This window comes from Anaerobium acetethylicum (assembly GCF_900096945.1).
GTDB lineage: Bacteria > Bacillota > Clostridia > Lachnospirales > Lachnospiraceae > Anaerobium > Anaerobium acetethylicum.
This window is the reverse complement of record NZ_FMKA01000014.1, coordinates 40,161-59,636: the sequence shown is the minus strand read 5'-3', so window position 1 is coordinate 59,636 and position 19,476 is coordinate 40,161. Positions and strand designations below refer to the sequence as shown.

Genomic DNA, 19,476 nt, shown 5'->3' with positions numbered 1-19,476 from the left:
CACGTCCAGCATTTCCAACATTTCTTTTACAAAACAGGCAACCGGACATATCCACAAGGTTACTTCTGCCGCAAACCAGAATTTTTAACATTGCAAGGTCTTTTTCTTTAATAATTATACTCCTTCCCTATGCAAAATGAAATACGAGCATGCTTCCATACTAAGCATTTTTCATCTTATGGGACAGCTTTACACATAACAAAAAAACTGCCAAATGACGTTTTTCCGTCCTCTGGCAGTTTTTTAACAACTATCTGGCATATAATTGAATCAACTTTTTATTTTATCTTCTTATATAAATCTTATCAATTGTAACATTGTCGATGATAAGCTTCATTACTGACATGAAATGCTCCCCGAAACTCTCTTTTGGAATAATGAGCGCTTCTTCATTTCCCACATAAAAAGCTATGTTTTTAGGTGTGGATATCGCTTTTTCCACCTGGCTCCAGGTATAATGGTTTTCTTTCCCCATCATCCCTTCGCTGATCCCATCTTCATCAAATCTGTATTCGATTTCAGACTGGTACCGTTGTTCTTTTACAAGCTTTTTCGCCCTGCTTTTCAGCGTAAACGGCGTGTACGAGAGAAACAGCACACCCGCAGCCATGTACATAAGAGCCTGGCTAACTCCTATCTTATCCGTTCCAAGCATGAGACCACCAGTTACCATAACCGCAAATCCAAGGACATTTATAACAAATCCCGAAAATTTGGAATATGTGTGGAAAAGTAGCAGATCATATATGAATTCCGCTTTCATTTTTACATTTATCTTCATTGGCTTACCCCCGAACAATATTACTAATTTATATCATATGATACCTGGTTACGATTATGCCTGCTGCGCCTGGGCACTTCCTACCGCTGCCGAATCCGAGCTTTTATCGTAAGCCCATCCTTCAGGCGAATAGATGCCCTGCTGTTTTTTCCTCATTCTGCTGTCAAAGAATGCTACTATGAATGGACAGAAGAAAAGTGTGATGATGGAAGCTGTTGCGCACTGTGCAGTAGCCATTTCTGTGTATCTGGCCATTGAAGGATCCGCTTCAGCAACTGCCGCAGGAGTCATGGCTGAGTTTAATGCTGTTGTCCCAATAGCTGCTCCCATTGCATTTCTGTCCTTCTTTTTCAGCAACAGATTAAATACATAGAAGAAGATTACTGAGGTAGAAACCGAAATCACACCAAGTATGATACCTGACGCCCCTGCTGTGAGGATAGTCTTCAGATCTGTCTTTGATCCGATTGCAATCGTCATAAAGAAGGTGATAATCGGCTGTGCGGATGCGCATGCTTTACGGAAGCCTTTATCAAGGTTACCCCATACAAAACCGATGAGAAGCGGGATCAGAGTTGCAATCAGGCTTGAAATCGGAATGGACGCAAGTCCGGTAGCACCCAACGCAACCAAAGTAAAGAACGGTCCGTCATTTAATGATAAGATTGAAATAGCGCCTGTATCTGTCGAATCGCCAAACTGTGATGACAGAGAAATAAACAACGAACCATTGGAGTTCGTAATCGCTGCAATCATGACAAAAGGCGTAAGTCCAAGGAAGCCCGCAGGTCCGCAAAGCTTTCCGACAATAAGGCCAACAGCTATACCGAGAAAAAATTTCATTCCAGTCAGCGCCACACCCTTATATAAAGGCATCCCTACCTGTTTTACATTAATGGTGGATCCGCACATGATCAGGAACAGACCCATCATGGCAGCATTGCCGTTATAGAACAATGCAGTTACATAACCGCCTACCTGAAAGGATTGCGGAAAAAGTGTCGCAAGCAGCACAGCTAATACCAACGGGATAATTACAAGGCCACCTGGTATTTTTTTCATTTTGTTAAGCAGGTCTAAATCCTTTTCTTTCTTCGATTCATTCATAATCGTAACCTCCTATGGGCTTTTTAATTAGATAGCTCTCTCTTTTTCCTGATACATTTTTTCGTATTCCATGATCCTGTCAACTTTAGGTGCTGATCCGCCGCCGGCGAAATCACATTTCAGCCAGATATCGACCAGGTATTTGGCCAGTTCCACGCCTACCACACGCTCTCCCATGCACATAATCTGCGCATCATTGCTCTTTCGGGACCGTTCTGTCGAAAACGGATCGTGACATACAGCAGCACGTATTCCAGGTACTTTGTTCGCCGTCATCGCCATACCGATTCCGGTTCCGCAGACAAGGATCCCCCTTTCAAACTCACCTCTGGCAACTGCCTCTGCAACATTGACAGCCACATCAGGATAAAGGATGATTTCTCCTGCCTCAGCGCCGAAGTCTTCACATTCTACGCCTGTGCTTTCCAGGTGTTTCATAATTTCAACCTTCAGACTGTACGCCGCCTCATCACATCCTATTGCAATTCTCATTTTTTCTTCCTCCTCATATTACCCTACTTGCCTTGCCGCTTCTCTGAATAGTCGTTTTACGATTTCAACGCCCGACTGTTCAGTTCCGGTGAGGCCACCCTTTCCAACAATAGGAAGGCCTTCGTAATTTCCAAGCAGCCTGCAGACATCCGTCTGTGGAATCACATAATCGATTACTTCGAGACATTTCACGCCAAGCTGAAAACACACGTTAACCATGGTATCTCCGCCTGTCGTATATAAACCTGCCACTTTTTCGCGGCCCGCTTCTTCCAGAACAAGCGATGTGATCCTTCCAAGTCCGGAATTGATCCTGTCGGCACTCATGCCGTCCGCATATCCTCTTTTTGCATCTTCTTCTGACAGATCGAGCAATTCACCATGCAGCGCAGTTTCCATCAGGATTGCTTTCGGAAGCATTTCCGCATCCAGATATCCAACAATCTTTTCAACGGCAATTGCAACCTCGTCTATTGCGTCATCCCCGCCTTCTATGAGCCTGACCGGGTCAATGCTGATCCTGAACACTTCCGGATCTTCACAGAGCACTTCCATCTGCTTCTTTGTAACAGGCGTTGCGCTTCCAGCAGCAATCAGCACCGTTTTATTCAGGTCTTCGCCTGTTTCTTCAGGGATATTCGCCTCTTCCTGCTGTATGAGGCCTCTGCAGTATGCCAGTTTGGAGGTGAAAGCGCCGGGATCGACTGCAAGAACGTTCCATTCCAGTTCCACACAGGCTTTTGCTATTTTTTCCACATCATCAAGGGTAATGGCATCCACAACGATTACTTCATTTCCGTCCGCTCTGGTTTTTGCCAGTTCTTCTTTGATGCATACTGTTCCTGCAAGAACCGCATCCAATTTCACAAGGCCTACATTTCTTTTCGTCTGTCCTGCCAGAAGTCTCGGAATATAGTTTTCACGCACCGGCGTACGCACATCCTGTGCAACCGGAGTCTTGATCAGCGCAACTCCGTCGATCACCGAGAACCCGCCAACCAGAATCCTCCTTGACTGGGGCATTGCCGGAACGACGACCGCTACCACGTCATTTCCGATGCAGTCCATCATCGCATCGATTTCCACTCCGACTCCGCCTCGAAGGGTGGTGTCTATCCTTTTTGTAAAATATCTGACTCCCATACGCTGTAAAGCCTGTGTTGCCGATTTTACCTTTTCGTATGCTTCGCCGGCCGGAAGCGGCCTGCTGTTGCTGCTTACCAGAATCGCATCCAGCTGCGCTGCATCTTCCGCACTTTCCGCAGCCTCTTCATTGAAAAATACTGCTGTTCTTGCACGAGAACGGGCAAGCAGGACGCCTGTCGTGGTTGCTCCCGTTAAATCATCTGCTACTGCTCCAATTAATGGCATAACTTTTTCCTCCCTGAAAGAAATCATGTTTCGCTCTTTAATCTGCTCTAATTCGCTCTGCTACGCATACGCGCCGCATATTCGGCAACTACTTTTGTGGATTCGATCAAGCTCACTTCTCCTGCAATTCCTTTTCCCGCTATATCGAATGCGGTTCCATGATCTACCGAACTTCTGATAAATGGAAGACCGAAGGTCAGGGTTACCGATTTTTCAAAATCCAATGTTTTGCAGGCGATGTGTCCCTGGTCATGGTAAAGCGAAAGAATCGCGTCATAGCATCCTGACTTTCCAATATGAAAAACTGAATCCGCAGGACACGGGCCGACTGCGTTGATCCCCATTTCCTGAGCTGCTCTGACAGCCGGTTCGAGCTGGTCTATTTCTTCTCTTCCAAAAAGTCCGTTGTCTCCGCCATGTGGATTTAATGCCGCCACTGCGATTTTCGGATTTTCAATTCCGACTTTCTGTAGTTCTTTGTTGATGTTTATGATATTTTCAAGAACATTATCCTTGTCTGCAAATCTGCAGGCATCAATGACTGACATGTGGCGGCTTACAAAGAATACTCTTAACTTGTGGCACGCAAACATTGTAAGCGCATAAGGAGAATTCGTAACATTCTGATAGATTTCCGTATGTCCCGGTTCCTTTATCCCTACCAGCTTGATAGCTCCCTTATGGATAGGTGCTGTAGAAACTGCATCAACCTTGCCATCAATACCCAGTTCGATGGATTTCATGATCCAGTCGATAGCCATCTGGCCGGCGAGTGCCTGAACCTTACCCCATTCAAGAGTATCAGTATCGTAGTCTTTGGTTTCCAGAACATCCAAAGTACCCATTTTATATTCCGCTTCTGACGGATCAGAGATCTTATTGTATTTCAGGTCTTTATTCAGTACTTTTGCCGCTTTCTCAAGCACGTCGATGCTGCCGATTACAAACGGTCTGCAGCAGTCATGTATTTCCTGGTCGAGCATTGTGCCAACCACTATTTCCGGTCCAATTCCAGCCGGATCACCCATTGTTATGGCAGTTACAGGTTTAAACATTTCATTACCCATTGCAATTCTCCTTTTCATTTCTTTTCGAGTTTATACTTTTTCACTTCTTTTGATTTTCGCAAACTTGCGTTTTGCTTTCGTTTAACTGTTTTTAATATATACCATTTCATCTTGTATTACAAGTACTTTTTGCATTTTGGTCATATATGTTAGTTTTATCGACTGTTTATTGTGCGTTTTGCTATATTTTTCTTCATTTATTCTTTCTATGGCTTTCTTTTAATATTTTAACTCTATCTTTTAACTTATGTTTGTTTTCGTTTTAGCTTGCCTTTTCTTTCTATAGGATGTAAACTTATCTCAACGAAAACAAAAATTATAACACTGCTGTTTTCCCACAGCAGCCACGGAGGCAGCCATATGAAAAAATTATATTTTGGTACAAACCTGAAAATGTACAAAAACATCAAAGACACCACTTCTTATCTGCAGGAACTGGCAGACCTTACAAGCAACATCAGCAGAAATGACATGGAACTGTTCGTCATTCCATCCTACACATCCCTGAGCAGCGCTGCAGGGTGCATCGACAGGAACCTGGTCAAGCTCGGAGCCCAGAATATATGCTGGGAAGACCAGGGACAGTTCACTGGTGAAATTTCCCCTCTCATGCTCAAGGAACTGGCTTTGGACCTTGTAATGATCGGCCATTCAGAAAGGCGCCACATATTCGGTGAAAAGGATTCAACTGAAAATCTGAAGGTAAAGACCGCACTGGAGCATGGATTCACCGCTCTTTTATGCGTAGGGGAAACTCTGGACGAAAAAAATTACGGCATTAGCGATGAAATTATCCGGACACAGCTGAAAGTCGGATTCCACAACGTTTCACCGGAAAATATATCCCGAATCCTGGTTGCATATGAGCCAGTCTGGGCAATCGGCGTCAACGGAATACCGGCAACCGTCGAATATGCCGAAGAGAAACATCGGATCATCAAGAATTGTCTGCTCGAGATTTTCGGAACGGCCGCAGAGGAAATTCCCGTTCTCTATGGCGGAAGCGTCAATCCCGGCAATTCAAACGATCTGATCGTCCAGCCATCCATAGACGGGCTCTTCGTCGGCAGAAGCGCATGGGAGGCGGATGCATTCAATACGCTGATCCGGGATGCACAGAAGCATTACAGCCAGAATATCGCCATCTGATCAGCAACCCTACGTACCACTACGTCTTCATCTAAGCGAGAGCGCGGTGCGAATCAACATGTTTTGTATCACGTCCTCATTCAAAAAACCGTGTAAATTGACTAATACCATTTTGCAAATGAACTTTTGACACTCCACTCCTATAAACAAAAAAGACCGGAATTCAATTTCTCTTTAGCAAATTGAATTCCGGTCTCTATTTTTGTTATCTAAACCAGGACAGGCGCAACATGACGCTGCGCATAAATCCCGTTTCTATAAGCATGATATTCTAAATGAATTATACACGAATATCCCGCCCTACACAATATCAAGTTTTACATCTGATTCTTCCGCCTTTTTCATATATTCAGGCTTGATCTCATCATCGGTAATGATACGCTCAATTCTCGAGAGCGGACATACGGTAAGTATATATCCCCCTCCGAATTTGCTGCTGTCAGCCAGCAGGAACACCTCATTGCTGGCCCTGAGAATCGCATTTTTCACCTGCATCTGGGGCGAACCTATAGATGTAATACCGACATCGAAATTAATGCCGTGAGCACTGATGAAAGCCTTATTCGCATGGCATTCTTCCAGATATCTTGCCGTAACATCCCCCATTGTGGATGCCAGTTTTCCACCAACCTGGCCTCCCAGCATAAAAAGATCCACATGCTTCACATCAGCCAGCATACCTGCCGCAACAAGGGAATTCGTAATCACAATAAGGTGCTTTGAGGCATTCTCCTTTATACACTTCGCCAGATAGTAGCTTGTTGAGGCATCATCGAGAATGATTGTATCGTTATTCTCAATGTATGTATATGCCTTTTCAGCAATTCTCCTTTTTTTATCTCCATTTTTGTATACATTCCCGCCATCAAAAGCTATATTCAGCTGAGCCCCGATACTTTCAGCCCCTCCATGCGTCCTGACAAGAAGTCCTCTTTCTTCAAGCTTCTGGATGTCATTCCGGATCGTCACTTCCGAACACCCAAGCTGTCTGCTCAGATCCGCCACACGCACACTACCTTTTTCTTCAAGCTCCTGAATAATAAAATCCATCCTTTTTTTCATCATATCCCCGCTCCAATCTATGTATAGTATCTGAAACCTGCAAATTTTATCCCATACATATATTCTACCCTATTAACAACTAAAATGCAACAAGTGAAAACAAAACGAAAGTAACCGTTGTCGTTTTCACACAGAGGAATCACTAGCACCAGTCAGTCAAATAATACAAGCCCGACTACACGTCATGCGTCTCCTCACGGAGCTTTTTTGATTTATAGGAATTCCAAGGAATTTCCTATAAAGATTAGCGCGTCAAAAGCCCTCTACAACGTTCAGCTTCGTCAATTTGCACAGTTGCCAGCTACAACACAGTCATACAAAACATGAATTGATGAGCAACTTTATGAAGACGTTGGTACTTGGGCCGCGTGTTTTGCGGCCCTACGTACCACTACATCTTCATCTAAGCGAGAGCGCGTTGCGAATCAACACGTTTTGTATGACGTCCTCATTACAAAAAACTGTGCAAATTGACGAACCCCCTTTTGTAAATGGGCTTTTGACACTCTACTCCCAAAAACAAAAAAAACAAGCCGGACACCAAAATGTCCGGCTTGTCAATATGATCTGCTCACTATTCGGTCTTCCTTCCGGATTACCGTATCAACATTCTACTCTTCAGCATCGTTCTCTGAATCATCGAGCGCGAAATCCTCTTCGAGCATCAGCTCTTCTTCATCGAATCCATTCTCGATTTCTTCAAATTCCAGCAAATCTTCCGTAAGCTCGATTTCTTTTGTATCTGTATCAAGTTTTACAGAACGGTATCTCTTCATACCTGTACCTGCAGGAATCAGTTTACCGATGATAACATTTTCCTTGAGGCCAATCAGGTTATCGATCTTGCCTTTGATTGCAGCTTCCGTAAGAACCTTTGTAGTTTCCTGGAAGGATGCTGCTGACATGAAGGAGTCGGTTGCAAGGGATGCTTTGGTGATACCGAGCATTACCTGTTTTCCTTCTGCTGGTTCCATGCCTTCTTCAATCAATTTTTCATTTATGTCATTGAAATCAAGAACGTCAACCAATGTTCCAGGCAGAAGATCGGAATCGCCGTTTGTTTCAATTTTGATTTTCTTAAGCATCTGTCTAACGATAACCTCGATATGCTTATCGTTGATCTCAACGCCCTGGAGACGGTAAACTCTCTGAACTTCCTGAATCATGTAATCCTGTACCGCACGAACACCCTTTATCTTCAGGATATCATGTGGGTTAACGCTACCTTCTGTAAGCTCATCGCCCGCTTCTAATGTAACGCCGTCCTGGATCTTGATTCTTGAACCATAAGGAATCAGATATGCCTTCATCTCTCCGGTTTCATTATCAGTAATGATAACTTCACGTTTCTTCTTTGTATCTTTGATGTTTGCAACACCGCCGAATTCAGCGATGATAGCAAGACCCTTTGGCTTTCTGGCTTCAAAAAGTTCTTCGACACGGGGAAGACCCTGTGTGATATCGTCGCCGGCAACACCGCCCGTATGGAATGTACGCATCGTAAGCTGTGTACCCGGTTCACCGATAGACTGGGCTGCAATGATACCTACTGCTTCACCTACCTGTACAGCTTCACCTGTTGACATGTTGGCGCCGTAGCATTTCGCACATACGCCTACATGGGATTTACATGTAAGGATTGTACGGATCTTAACCATTTCAACGCCTGTCTTGACAATTGCGGCTGCACGTTTCGGTGTAATCATATGATTTGCCTTAACGATTACTTTTCCTTCATCATCTGTGATGATTTCGCAGGAATATCTTCCTGTGATTCTTTCCTGAAGGCTTTCGATTTCTTCATTTCCGTCCATGAATGCAGTTACATACATTCCCGGAGCTTCTTTTCCTTCGCAGCAGTCCACTTCACGGATAACCAGTTCCTGCGAAACGTCAACAAGACGTCTTGTCAGGTAACCTGAATCCGCTGTACGGAGGGCTGTATCGGAAAGACCTTTACGGGCACCATGGGCTGACATGAAGTATTCCAGTACGTCAAGACCTTCACGGAAGTTTGATTTGATAGGGAGCTCGATTGTACGGCCAGATGTATCCGCCATAAGTCCACGCATACCGGCAAGCTGTTTGATCTGCTTGTCAGAACCACGGGCACCGGAATCCGCCATCATAAAGATATTGTTGTACTTATCAAGTCCTGTAAGCAGGGCGGTCGTCAGACGATCATCCGTATCTTTCCAGGTGTTTACAACTTCTTTATATCTCTCTTCTTCAGTAATAAGACCACGTTTGTAGTTCTTTGTAATCCTGTCAACCGTATCCTGTGCTTCCTGGATCATCTGTGGCTTTTCAGGCGGCACAGTCATATCAGAAATAGAAACTGTCATTGCTGCTCTTGTAGAATATTTGTAACCCATAGCTTTCAGATCATCTAAAAATTCAGTAGTCTTTGTTGCGCCATGAGTATTGATTACTTTTTCAAGTATCTGTTTACACTGTTTCTTTCCTACGTGGAAATCAACTTCTAACTTGAATAAGTTTTCAGGATTGGTCCTGTCAACAAAGCCTAAATCCTGTGGCGTAATTTCATTGAAAATGAAACGTCCCAAAGTCGACTGGATCACTCCCATAACTTCATTTCCATCAGCATCCGTTTTTACTGACCTGACATTGATCCTGGAGTGAAGTGTTATTCCTTCATTTTCGTAGGAAAGAATTGCTTCATTCAGATTCTTGAAGAAATGTCCTTCTCCTTTAGCTCCAGGTCTTTCCTGTGTAAGGTAATAGATACCAAGAACCATATCCTGTGAAGGAACGGCAACAGGAGCACCATCTGAAGGTTTCAGAAGGTTGTTTGGTGACAACAGCAGGAAGCGGCATTCTGCCTGTGCTTCTACTGATAAAGGCAGATGGACAGCCATCTGGTCACCATCGAAATCGGCATTGTATGCAGTACATACCAGCGGATGAAGCTTGATTGCCTTACCTTCAACAAGGATCGGTTCAAAAGCCTGGATACCAAGTCTATGGAGAGTAGGTGCACGGTTAAGCATAACCGGATGTTCTTTGATGACATCTTCTAATACATCCCACACTTCAGGCTGAAGCCTTTCAACCATTTTCTTAGCATTTTTAATATTATGCGAAGTACCGTTTGCCACTAATTCTTTCATAACAAAAGGTTTGAATAATTCGATAGCCATTTCTTTCGGAAGACCGCACTGGTAGATCTTAAGTTCCGGTCCTACGACGATAACCGAACGTCCTGAATAATCGACTCGTTTACCGAGAAGATTCTGACGGAAACGTCCTGATTTTCCTTTCAGCATATCTGAAAGTGATTTCAGTGCCCTGTTTCCAGGTCCTGTTACAGGCCTTCCTCTTCTGCCGTTATCGATCAGGGCATCAACTGCTTCCTGAAGCATTCTTTTTTCATTTCTTACGATGATATCAGGAGCTCCAAGATCCAACAGCCTCTGCAGACGGTTGTTTCTGTTGATGATTCTTCTGTAAAGGTCATTCAGATCGGATGTCGCAAAACGTCCGCCATCCAGCTGAACCATCGGACGAAGGTCTGGCGGAATTACAGGGACTGCATTCATGATCATCCATTCAGGCTTGTTTCCTGAACCTCTGAAAGCTTCAACAACTTCCAGTCTCTTTATGATTCTTGCCCTTTTCTGTCCAGTTGCATCCTTGAGACCGTGCTTCAGTTCTTTTGCCTCTTTTTCAAGATCGATTGCCTGGAGAAGTTCCTGTACGGATTCCGCTCCCATTCCGACCCTGAATTTATTTCCATAAGTATCTCTTGCTTCCTGGTATTCTTTTTCACTCAACACCTGCTTGTACTGGAGGTTTGTCTCTCCTTTTTCAAGTACGATGTAGGATGCGAAATAAAGCACCTTTTCAAGCGTCCTTGGAGACAGGTCAAGTATAAGACCCATACGGCTGGGGATACCCTTGAAATACCAGATATGTGAAACTGGAGCTGCAAGCTCGATGTGGCCCATACGTTCCCTACGGACGTTGGCTTTGGTTACTTCAACGCCGCATCGGTCACATACTACACCTTTATATCTGATTTTCTTGTATTTACCGCAGTGACATTCCCAGTCCTTGCTTGGTCCGAAGATCTTTTCACAGAAAAGACCGTCTTTTTCAGGTTTTAAGGTTCTATAATTTATAGTTTCCGGTTTTTTTACCTCGCCTTTTGACCATTCCCTGATTTTTTCAGGGGAAGCTAATCCGATTTTAATCGCATCAAACGTCATCGGCTGATAGGTTTCGTTATTTGTTGTTTCCGGCATCTATGGCACTCCCTTCTATTTGAAATTACATATCATCGTCAGAAACTGTTTCGTCTTCAAAAAATGTTTCATCGTCGTCTTCCGGTTCTTCAAAATCTACAAGCTCTTCATTTTCAAAGACCTGTTCTTTGAAGCCCAGTGCTCCGTATGATCTACTCTCTTCAAAACCAACATTCTTGTCACCTTCGATAATGGTATTCAGGTCAGCATCGCCGTAATCTATCGTTTCCATAATTTCAACTTCTGTACGATCTTCTCTCAATACTCTGACATCAAGTCCCAGAGACTGAAGTTCCTTAAGAAGAACCTTGAATGATTCCGGAATTCCTGGTTCAGGAATATTATCTCCCTTGATGATTGCTTCATAAGTCTTAACACGTCCGATCACATCATCAGATTTAACTGTCAGGATTTCCTGGAGCGTGTATGCAGCACCATAAGCTTCCAGTGCCCAAACTTCCATTTCACCAAACCTCTGTCCACCGAACTGTGCTTTACCACCGAGCGGCTGCTGTGTTACAAGTGAGTAAGGACCTGTTGAACGTGCATGGATCTTATCATCAACAAGATGATGCAGTTTCAAATAGTGCATGTGTCCGATTGTTACCGAACTGTCAAAATATTCTCCTGTCCTGCCGTCTCTCAGTCTGACTTTACCGTCACGTGAAAGCGGAACACCTTTCCATTCAGCTCTATGGGCTCTGTTTGTCCAGAGATAGTCCATTACTTCAGGAAGAAGATCATTTTCATATTTCGCCTTGAATTCTTCCCATTCAAGGTTTACATAATCATTTGCAAGTTCCAGAGTATCCATGATGTCATCTTCGTTTGCACCATCAAATACAGGAGTTGCAATGTTAAATCCTAATGCTTTTGACGCAAGGCTTAAGTGGATTTCCAAAACCTGACCGATGTTCATACGTGAAGGAACGCCCAGAGGGTTCAGCACGATATCAAGAGGACGTCCGTTAGGTAAGAACGGCATATCTTCTACAGGTAAAATTCTGGAAACAACACCCTTGTTACCATGACGGCCGGCCATCTTATCACCAACAGAGATTTTTCTCTTCTGAGCGATATAGATGCAGACTGCCTGGTTAACGCCAGGTGAAAGTTCATCACCGTTTTCTCTGGTAAATACTTTTGCATCAACAACAATACCGTATTCGCCGTGAGGCACTTTCAATGAAGTATCCCTTACTTCTCTTGCTTTTTCTCCAAAGATTGCGCGGAGCAGTCTTTCTTCTGCAGTAAGTTCTGTCTCTCCCTTAGGAGTTACTTTACCGACAAGGATGTCACCGGCACGTACTTCGGCACCGATTCTGATGATACCTCTTTCATCAAGGTCTTTTAAAGCATCATCGCCGACGCCAGGAACGTCCCTTGTGATCTCTTCTGGTCCGAGCTTGGTATCCCTTGCTTCTGCTTCATATTCTTCTATATGTACTGATGTATAAACATCTTCCTGTACTAATCTTTCGCTTAACAGAACGGCATCTTCATAGTTGTAGCCTTCCCATGTCATAAATCCGATCAGCGGATTCTTTCCAAGGGCAATCTCACCATTCTGTGTGGAAGGTCCATCAGCGATAACCTGGCCTTCTTCGACTTTTTCGCCTTTAAACACAATCGGCTTCTGGTTGTAGCAGTTGCTCTGGTTGCTTCGTGCAAATTTCGTAAGACGGTAAACATCTCTGCTTCCATCGTCGTTTTTGATTGTGATTTCCTTTGAAGTGGATCTTGTAACAACGCCTGATTTACGGGCAACAACGCATACACCTGAATCGACAGCCGTCTTTGGTTCCATACCTGTACCTACAACCGGTGCTTCTGTAATAAGAAGTGGAACGGCCTGACGCTGCATGTTCGATCCCATGAGGGCACGGTTAGCATCATCATTTTCAAGGAATGGAATAAGCGCAGTCGCAACTGAGAATACCATCTTAGGAGACACGTCCATATAATCGAATGCGCCCTTTTCGTATTCCTGTGTTTCTTCTCTGTAACGGCCCGAAACGCTGTTGTGCTTGAAGTGTCCGTTTTCGTCCAGAGGCTCATTCGCCTGTGCCACGTGATGGTTATCTTCTTCGTCCGCTGTCATGTAAACAACTTCTTCAGTTACAACAGGATTGTTGATATCTGTTTTGTCGATTTTTCTGTATGGCGCTTCAATGAAGCCGTACTCATTGATCCTTGCATAGGTAGCAAGGGAGTTGATCAGACCGATGTTAGGACCTTCAGGTGTTTCGATAGGGCACATTCTTCCATAATGGGAATAGTGAACATCTCGAACCTCGAAACCGGCTCTGTCTCGTGAAAGACCGCCAGGACCAAGCGCTGAAAGACGTCTCTTATGAGTAAGCTCACCAAGAGGGTTATTCTGATCCATGAACTGTGAAAGCTGGGAACTTCCGAAGAATTCCTTAACAGCTGCAGTTACTGGTTTGATATTGATCAGGGACTGCGGAGAAATTCCGTCCAGATCCTGAGTCGTCATTCTTTCCCTTACAACACGTTCCAGTCTTGAAAGACCGATTCTGTACTGGTTCTGCAACAGTTCACCTACCGCCCTGATTCTTCTGTTTCCAAGGTGGTCGATGTCATCGGCATTTCCGATTCCGTATTCAAGGTGGATATTATAGTTAATAGAAGCAATGATGTCTTCCTTCGTAATATGTTTCGGGATAAGCTCAGCGATATTCTTTTTGATTGCATCAAAAATGTCTTCCTGGCTTTCATTTTCTTCCAGGATTTTAGCAAGAACAGGATAGAACACTTCTTCCGTAACTCCTAATTCCTTAGGATTGCAGTCGACAAAATTAGTGATCTCTACCATCATATTGGAGATAACCTTCACATTGCGTTCTTCTCCCTGAATCATTACAGAAGGAACAGCTGCATTCTGGATTGTATCTGCCAGTTCAAGCGTAACTTCAGTTCCTGCTGTTGCAAGGATTTCTCCAGTAGTCGTATCAATTACATCATTAGAAAGGATATGTCCTCTGATTCTGTTTCTCAGAGCAAGCTTTTTGTTGAATTTATATCTTCCGACTTTGGCCAGGTCATATCTTCTCGGATCGAAGAACATGCTGGTGATAAGGCTCTCTGCACTTTCAACAGTAAGCGGTTCGCCTGGACGGATTTTTTTGTATAACTCTAAAAGACCCTCGTGATAGCTGTCTGAAGTATCTTTTGTGATACTCGCCATTATCTTAGGTTCTTCGCCAAATAATTCAATGATTTCAGCATTCGTACCAAAGCCTAACGCCCTGATAAGAACAGTGATCGGTACTTTACGGGTTCTGTCAACACGAACATAGAAAACGTCATTGGAGTCTGTTTCATATTCCAACCAGGCACCCCTGTTAGGAATAACAGTTGATGAATATAATGTTTTACCAATCTTATCATGACCTATTGCATAATAAATACCCGGGGAACGAACCAGCTGGCTTACGATAACCCTTTCAGCTCCATTGATTACGAATGTTCCGGTTGCTGTCATTAACGGCAGGTCACCCATAAAGATCTCATGCTCATTAATTTCGTCAGTTTGTTTGTTGTACAGTCTTACTTTGACTTTTAACGGCGCAGCATAAGTCGAATCTCTCTCTTTACATTCTTCGATTGAATATTTCACATCATCTTCACATAAAACAAAATCCACGAATTCAAGACTTAAATGTCCGCTATAATCGGATATTGGAGAGATATCTGCGAAAACTTCCCTGAGACCTTCATCCAGAAACCACTGATAGGAATCCTTCTGAACCTCAATTAAGTTAGGCATTTTGAGTACCTCTTTTTGTCTTGAATAACTCATCCGAACACTTTTACCACTTTTTACAGGACGTATTCTGTTTTTCTCCATTGACGTTTCACCCCTTGTTTTTTATATATTAAATGCAGTTATTTTGATAGACTAAACTAGTGCATTCATTCTTAGGCATATGCCACCACAATAGTGCATTCTCCATGCTAACACAAAGCACAAGACCTGTCAAGGCTTTTTTGTTTTTTCTTACAGGACGCGATGCAAAACATGTTTATTCGCAGCGCGCTCTCACTTAGATGAAGGCGTAGTGGTACGTAAGGCCGCAGAATACGCGGCCTAAGTACCAACGTCTTCATAAAGCTGCTCATCAAGCCATGTTTTGCATCGCTGTGCTTCGGCTGGCAAATGAAATCACAAAAAGTGGATTCGCCGCTTCAACTCCCGTGGCAGCCAATCATATACCAAAAGCCCGACTGCACATCCCCCGGAGGGTTTTGCATTACAGGGGCATGGACCAACTTCACTGGACATGCTCTTATAACGCAAAAATGCCTGCAACCGGCCAGGCCGGAATGCAGGCATTTCCAAATGTAAAAAGGCTTTAATTACTTAAGAGTAACTTTAGCGCCTTCTGCTTCAAGTTTAGCTTTGATTTCTTCTGCTTCTGCTTTAGCTGCGTCAGCTTTAACGATGCTTGGAGCTCCGTCAACAACTTCTTTAGCTTCTTTTAAGCCTAAGCCAGTAGCTTCACGAACAACTTTGATAACCTTAACTTTGTTAGGGCCTACTTCAGTTAATTCTACGTTGAATTCAGTTTTTTCTTCAACTTCTGCTGCTGGGCCAGCTGCTGCAACTACAACACCTGCTGCTGCTGATACACCAAATTCTTCTTCACATGCTTTTACTAAATCATTTAATTCTACTACAGTTAATTCTTTGATTGCTTCGATCATTTCTGCTGCTGTTAATTTTGCCATTTTATTGTACCTCCGATTATTTTTTTGTTTTGACAATAGAACGGTTATCCGTTTCTTATTGTGATTACTGTTTTTCCGGGTTCTTCAGGACTTATGGTCCAGACCCCGTCATCTGTCTTAAGCTGCCAGATTAAGCTTCTTTTGCTTCTGCGATCTGTTTGATAACACGAGCAAAGTTTGTGATTGGTGACTGCATGCTTCCAAGTAACTTCGCAAGAAGAACTTCTCTTGATGGAATAGCAGCAACAATTTTAATGCCTGCTTCGTCGTAGTATTTTCCTTCTACAACGCCTGCTTTTAATTCTAATGCTGGAGCTGTTTTAACGAAATCATTTAAGATTCTCGCTGGAGCTGTCGCATCAGTAGTTGAAATTGCGATTGCGCTTGGTCCTTCTAAATGTGGAGCAAGAGCTTCGAAAGCAGTTCCTTTGAATGCAAAGTTCATCATTGTATTCTTATAAACTTTATAAGTAATACCTGCTTCCCTTAACTGTTTACGTAATTTCGTATCCTGTTCTACTGTAAGTCCACGGTAGTCAACTAATACAACTGACTGTGCGTCCTTGATGCTTTCAGAAATTTCTTCTACGATAGGTTTCTTAATTTCTACTTTTGCCATTAATGGTGCACCTCCTTATAAGATTTTTCTGCCGGTCGCCTCTAAGATTAAAAAAATCCTCTTTATCTTCAGATTGCTCCTAAGACAAAGAGGATTTAGAATTCATTCTTATCAGAAATCATATCCTCGGTAGGCGTTTCAAACTTATGCCTTACGGCACCTACTGTCTACGGCAGTTTGTTGCTTTTACAACTGCAGAACACATTAACTGCGTTCCACAGTTTTGAATTATAACATTCTATATTGCAGATGTCAACACAAAATTATTACAGGAACTTAACAGGGTTAAGTTTTACGCCAGGTCCCATAGTTGAAGTAAGTGTTACACTCTTCAAGAACTGTCCCTTAACTGCTGATGGTTTTGCTTTGACAATTGCAGCGATAAGCGTCTGGAAGTTGTCCGCTAATTTTTCTTCAGTGAATGAAGCTTTTCCAATTGGCACATGGATAATGTTTGTTTTATCTAATCTGTACTCAATCTTACCAGCTTTGATGTCGTTAACTGCCTTCGTAACGTCCATAGTAACTGTACCAGCTTTTGGGTTTGGCATTAATCCTTTAGGTCCGAGTACACGTCCTAAACGACCAACAACACCCATCATGTCAGGTGTAGCAACTACTACGTCGAAATCAAACCAGCCTTCGTTCTGGATTCTAGGTATTAATTCTTCTCCGCCTACGAAATCTGCTCCAGCTGCTTCTGCTTCTGCAACTTTATCGCCTTTCGCGAAAACTAAGATCTTAACTACCTTACCAGTTCCGTGTGGTAATACAACTGCACCACGGATCTGCTGATCAGCGTGACGTCCATCACAGCCTGTTCTGATGTGAGCTTCGATTGTTTCATCAAATTTTGCTACTGCAGATTTTTTTGCTAATGCAATACCGTCTGCTGTATCGTAAAGAGTTGCGCGGTCTACTAATTTAGCAGCCTCAGCGTATCTTTTTCCTCGTTTCATATAAATAACCTCCTAGTGGTATTATCGGGAGCAAACCCTCCCACGTTTGTTTGATGTTTCCTTTTTTAGTTCTGCATTAAGTTCAAAAACATATTCAGACTCAATGGTCATCCGCTACTCTACTACAGTGATACCCATGCTTCTTGCAGTTCCGCTGATCATGCTGATTGCTGCATCAAGGCTTCCTGCATTTAAGTCAGGCATTTTGAATTCAGCGATTTTCTGAATTTCAGCTTTTGTAATTGTAGCAACTTTTGTCTTGTTAGGAACTGCAGAACCTGATTTGAGGTTGCAGGCTTTCTTAAGTAATACAGCTGCAGGCGGAGTTTTTGTGATGAAGCTGAAGCTTCTGTCAGCATAAACAGTGATAACTACAGGAGTGATAATTCCGTCCTGATCTGCTGTTTTAGCATTGAATTCCTTTGTGAACTGTACAATGTTTACACCGTGCTGTCCAAGTGCAGGACCAACTGGTGGAGCTGGTGTTGCCTTTCCAGCAGGGATCTGTAATTTGATATAACCTGTGACTTTCTTTGCCATTTTAGGCACCTCCTAAATAATGTGGTGTTTGCGGGGATTTCCCTCCCACGATCCGGCAATACCGGACGCTTTTACTTTGTTACATTTTTTTAACTTCTGTGAAACTTATTTCTACCGGCGTTTCACGGCCGAACAGGTCAACGTTGATTGTAACGCACTGTTTGTGCTGATTGATTGTCTGAACCATACCAACGGTATCCTTCCAGACTCCTCCGGTAACGATAATACTGTCACCCACACCATAGTCGATTGCAATCTCGTCTGTTCTGATTCCTAATGGTTTCATTTCGGCTTCAGTGAGTGGAACCGGTTTAGATCCAGGACCAACAAATCCGGTAACACCTCTGGTGTTTCTTACAACATACCAGGTGTCATCATTCATTATCATATTGATAAGAACATATCCCGGGAAGAGCTTTTTCTGAACCTGCTTTTTAGCACCGTTCTTCACTTCGACAACATCCTGCATCGGAACCCTTACTTCAAGAATCTGATCCTCAAGATGTCTGTTTTCAATTGTTTTATCAATGTTGGCCTTAACCTTGTTTTCATACCCTGAATAGGTATGGACTACATACCAGTTTGTCTCTGACATAAAATCACCTTTGCCTTTATTTTACTAGGAATTCGACTCCGTATTTTACGATCAGATCGATTACGGAAATAATTACACCTAAGAAGATAGATACGACTACAACTGCTGTAGTCTGTTTACCAAGTGATTTCTTGTCTGGCCAGGAAATTTTCTTAAATTCTGCTTTAAGACCTTTGAACCAGCTCTTTTTGGGGGCTTTTTCTGCAACTACAGTTTCTCCCATTCCTACACTTCCTTTGTCAGTTTTCTAATTTCTTACTTAGTTTCTTTGTGTAATGTGTGTGTTTTACAGAATCTACAGTATTTTTTTGTTTCCATTCTGTCAGGATGAGCTTTCTTATCCTTTGTACTGTTGTAATTACGCTGTTTACACTCTGTACATGCCAATGTTATCTTTACGCGCACAACTTCCACCTCCACTTAAATTTCTTTGTTTGTTGAATTGTTTCTTGTTTTTAGGCATAAAAAAAAGACCTACTTCCATCGCTAGTCTAATATATCACAAACACCTTTAATTCGTCAACTCTTTTTGCCTTTTTGCCTGTGAGATTTAAATATTTTAACACTAAACAGGGGAAAATGCAAGGAGAATTTTGGAAAGGTTATCCACTACCTGCTTCAGACAGACCGATTACCCGGGCATTTCTGCTGCTTTAAAGCGAAGAACCGGATGCGAAAGTTCCGCAAGTCCGGTTCCGGGTGGGTTTGGCGGGCACC

General features: G+C 43.1%; 16 protein-coding genes and 1 other annotated feature. Of the genes, 1 reads left to right on the top strand and 15 read right to left on the bottom strand.

From position 1 onward, the window contains the following. Positions 1-283 precede the first annotated feature (283 nt). Genes BJR36_RS11540 through pdxA form a run of 5 tightly spaced genes read right to left on the bottom strand, consistent with a single transcriptional unit; the run spans position 284 to position 4,818 of the window. Positions 284-781: a YcxB family protein gene (locus tag BJR36_RS11540; protein WP_091234369.1), complete on the bottom strand. Its 498-nt coding sequence runs from the start codon at positions 779-781 to the stop codon at positions 284-286. A 54-nt stretch (positions 782-835) separates the two neighbouring features. Then, positions 836-1,888 (bottom strand): 2-keto-3-deoxygluconate permease, encoded by a 1,053-nt coding sequence (locus BJR36_RS11535; RefSeq protein ID WP_091234366.1) that lies wholly within the window; start codon positions 1,886-1,888, stop codon positions 836-838. A gap of 27 nt (positions 1,889-1,915) precedes the next feature. Beyond that, positions 1,916-2,380, bottom strand: a complete 465-nt coding sequence (gene rpiB / locus BJR36_RS11530; RefSeq protein WP_091234365.1) for a ribose 5-phosphate isomerase B — start codon at positions 2,378-2,380, stop codon at positions 1,916-1,918. Between the two features lie 18 nt (positions 2,381-2,398). Further along, on the bottom strand, positions 2,399-3,751 hold the full coding sequence (locus BJR36_RS11525) for a four-carbon acid sugar kinase family protein (RefSeq protein WP_091234363.1): 1,353 nt from the start codon (positions 3,749-3,751) through the stop codon (positions 2,399-2,401). 47 nt (positions 3,752-3,798) lie between these two features. Beyond that, positions 3,799-4,818 carry a 4-hydroxythreonine-4-phosphate dehydrogenase PdxA gene (gene pdxA, locus BJR36_RS11520; protein WP_091234360.1) on the bottom strand — a complete coding sequence of 340 codons (1,020 nt, stop codon included), beginning with the start codon at positions 4,816-4,818 and terminating at the stop codon, positions 3,799-3,801. A 360-nt stretch (positions 4,819-5,178) separates the two neighbouring features. On the opposite strand from pdxA, the gene BJR36_RS11515 reads away from it, so the two are divergent. Next, positions 5,179-5,967, top strand: coding sequence for a triose-phosphate isomerase (locus BJR36_RS11515; protein WP_091234357.1), 789 nt, complete (start codon positions 5,179-5,181; stop codon positions 5,965-5,967). Positions 5,968-6,267: 300 nt separating this feature from the next. Here BJR36_RS11515 and BJR36_RS11510 read toward each other — a convergent pair whose 3' ends face one another. From BJR36_RS11510 to rpmG, 10 genes are all read right to left on the bottom strand, one after another. Beyond that, complete coding sequence (locus BJR36_RS11510; RefSeq protein WP_091234354.1) at positions 6,268-7,032, bottom strand: DeoR/GlpR family DNA-binding transcription regulator; 765 nt, start codon at positions 7,030-7,032, stop codon at positions 6,268-6,270. Positions 7,033-7,640: 608 nt separating this feature from the next. Then, positions 7,641-11,294: a DNA-directed RNA polymerase subunit beta' gene (gene rpoC / locus BJR36_RS11505; protein ID WP_091234350.1), complete on the bottom strand. Its 3,654-nt coding sequence runs from the start codon at positions 11,292-11,294 to the stop codon at positions 7,641-7,643. A 25-nt stretch (positions 11,295-11,319) separates the two neighbouring features. Further along, complete coding sequence (rpoB, locus tag BJR36_RS11500; protein WP_091234348.1) at positions 11,320-15,165, bottom strand: DNA-directed RNA polymerase subunit beta; 3,846 nt, start codon at positions 15,163-15,165, stop codon at positions 11,320-11,322. 509 nt (positions 15,166-15,674) lie between these two features. Then, positions 15,675-16,046, bottom strand: a complete 372-nt coding sequence (rplL, locus tag BJR36_RS11495; protein ID WP_091234345.1) for a 50S ribosomal protein L7/L12 — start codon at positions 16,044-16,046, stop codon at positions 15,675-15,677. 130 nt (positions 16,047-16,176) lie between these two features. Next, complete coding sequence (gene rplJ / locus BJR36_RS11490; RefSeq protein ID WP_091234343.1) at positions 16,177-16,665, bottom strand: 50S ribosomal protein L10; 489 nt, start codon at positions 16,663-16,665, stop codon at positions 16,177-16,179. A gap of 41 nt (positions 16,666-16,706) precedes the next feature. Then, positions 16,707-16,856 (bottom strand) — a sequence feature (ribosomal protein L10 leader region). Between the two features lie 75 nt (positions 16,857-16,931). Further along, positions 16,932-17,624, bottom strand: coding sequence for a 50S ribosomal protein L1 (gene rplA / locus BJR36_RS11485; protein WP_091234341.1), 693 nt, complete (start codon positions 17,622-17,624; stop codon positions 16,932-16,934). A 114-nt stretch (positions 17,625-17,738) separates the two neighbouring features. Then, on the bottom strand, positions 17,739-18,164 hold the full coding sequence (gene rplK, locus BJR36_RS11480; RefSeq protein ID WP_091234338.1) for a 50S ribosomal protein L11: 426 nt from the start codon (positions 18,162-18,164) through the stop codon (positions 17,739-17,741). A 79-nt stretch (positions 18,165-18,243) separates the two neighbouring features. Further along, positions 18,244-18,759 (bottom strand): transcription termination/antitermination protein NusG, encoded by a 516-nt coding sequence (nusG, locus tag BJR36_RS11475; protein ID WP_091234336.1) that lies wholly within the window; start codon positions 18,757-18,759, stop codon positions 18,244-18,246. A 16-nt stretch (positions 18,760-18,775) separates the two neighbouring features. Then, a complete protein-coding gene (gene secE / locus BJR36_RS11470) occupies positions 18,776-18,982 on the bottom strand; it encodes a preprotein translocase subunit SecE (RefSeq protein ID WP_091234333.1) in 207 nt (68 codons plus the stop codon). Between the two features lie 32 nt (positions 18,983-19,014). Next, positions 19,015-19,164: a 50S ribosomal protein L33 gene (rpmG, locus tag BJR36_RS11465; protein WP_091234331.1), complete on the bottom strand. Its 150-nt coding sequence runs from the start codon at positions 19,162-19,164 to the stop codon at positions 19,015-19,017. Between the last annotated feature and the right edge of the window lie 312 nt (positions 19,165-19,476).

What these genes read in the sequence shown, in the direction of transcription:
- BJR36_RS11540 (WP_091234369.1), bottom strand. Translation starts at nt 781, where the DNA reads ATGAAGATAAATGTAAAAATGAAAGCGGAATTCATATATGATCTGCTA.
- BJR36_RS11535 (WP_091234366.1), bottom strand. Translation starts at nt 1,888, where the DNA reads ATGAATGAATCGAAGAAAGAAAAGGATTTAGACCTGCTTAACAAAATG.
- rpiB (WP_091234365.1), bottom strand. Translation starts at nt 2,380, where the DNA reads ATGAGAATTGCAATAGGATGTGATGAGGCGGCGTACAGTCTGAAGGTT.
- BJR36_RS11525 (WP_091234363.1), bottom strand. Translation starts at nt 3,751, where the DNA reads ATGCCATTAATTGGAGCAGTAGCAGATGATTTAACGGGAGCAACCACG.
- pdxA (WP_091234360.1), bottom strand. Translation starts at nt 4,818, where the DNA reads ATGGGTAATGAAATGTTTAAACCTGTAACTGCCATAACAATGGGTGAT.
- BJR36_RS11515 (WP_091234357.1), top strand. Translation starts at nt 5,179, where the DNA reads ATGAAAAAATTATATTTTGGTACAAACCTGAAAATGTACAAAAACATC.
- BJR36_RS11510 (WP_091234354.1), bottom strand. Translation starts at nt 7,032, where the DNA reads ATGATGAAAAAAAGGATGGATTTTATTATTCAGGAGCTTGAAGAAAAA.
- rpoC (WP_091234350.1), bottom strand. Translation starts at nt 11,294, where the DNA reads ATGCCGGAAACAACAAATAACGAAACCTATCAGCCGATGACGTTTGAT.
- rpoB (WP_091234348.1), bottom strand. Translation starts at nt 15,165, where the DNA reads ATGGAGAAAAACAGAATACGTCCTGTAAAAAGTGGTAAAAGTGTTCGG.
- rplL (WP_091234345.1), bottom strand. Translation starts at nt 16,046, where the DNA reads ATGGCAAAATTAACAGCAGCAGAAATGATCGAAGCAATCAAAGAATTA.
- rplJ (WP_091234343.1), bottom strand. Translation starts at nt 16,665, where the DNA reads ATGGCAAAAGTAGAAATTAAGAAACCTATCGTAGAAGAAATTTCTGAA.
- rplA (WP_091234341.1), bottom strand. Translation starts at nt 17,624, where the DNA reads ATGAAACGAGGAAAAAGATACGCTGAGGCTGCTAAATTAGTAGACCGC.
- rplK (WP_091234338.1), bottom strand. Translation starts at nt 18,164, where the DNA reads ATGGCAAAGAAAGTCACAGGTTATATCAAATTACAGATCCCTGCTGGA.
- nusG (WP_091234336.1), bottom strand. Translation starts at nt 18,759, where the DNA reads ATGTCAGAGACAAACTGGTATGTAGTCCATACCTATTCAGGGTATGAA.
- secE (WP_091234333.1), bottom strand. Translation starts at nt 18,982, where the DNA reads ATGGGAGAAACTGTAGTTGCAGAAAAAGCCCCCAAAAAGAGCTGGTTC.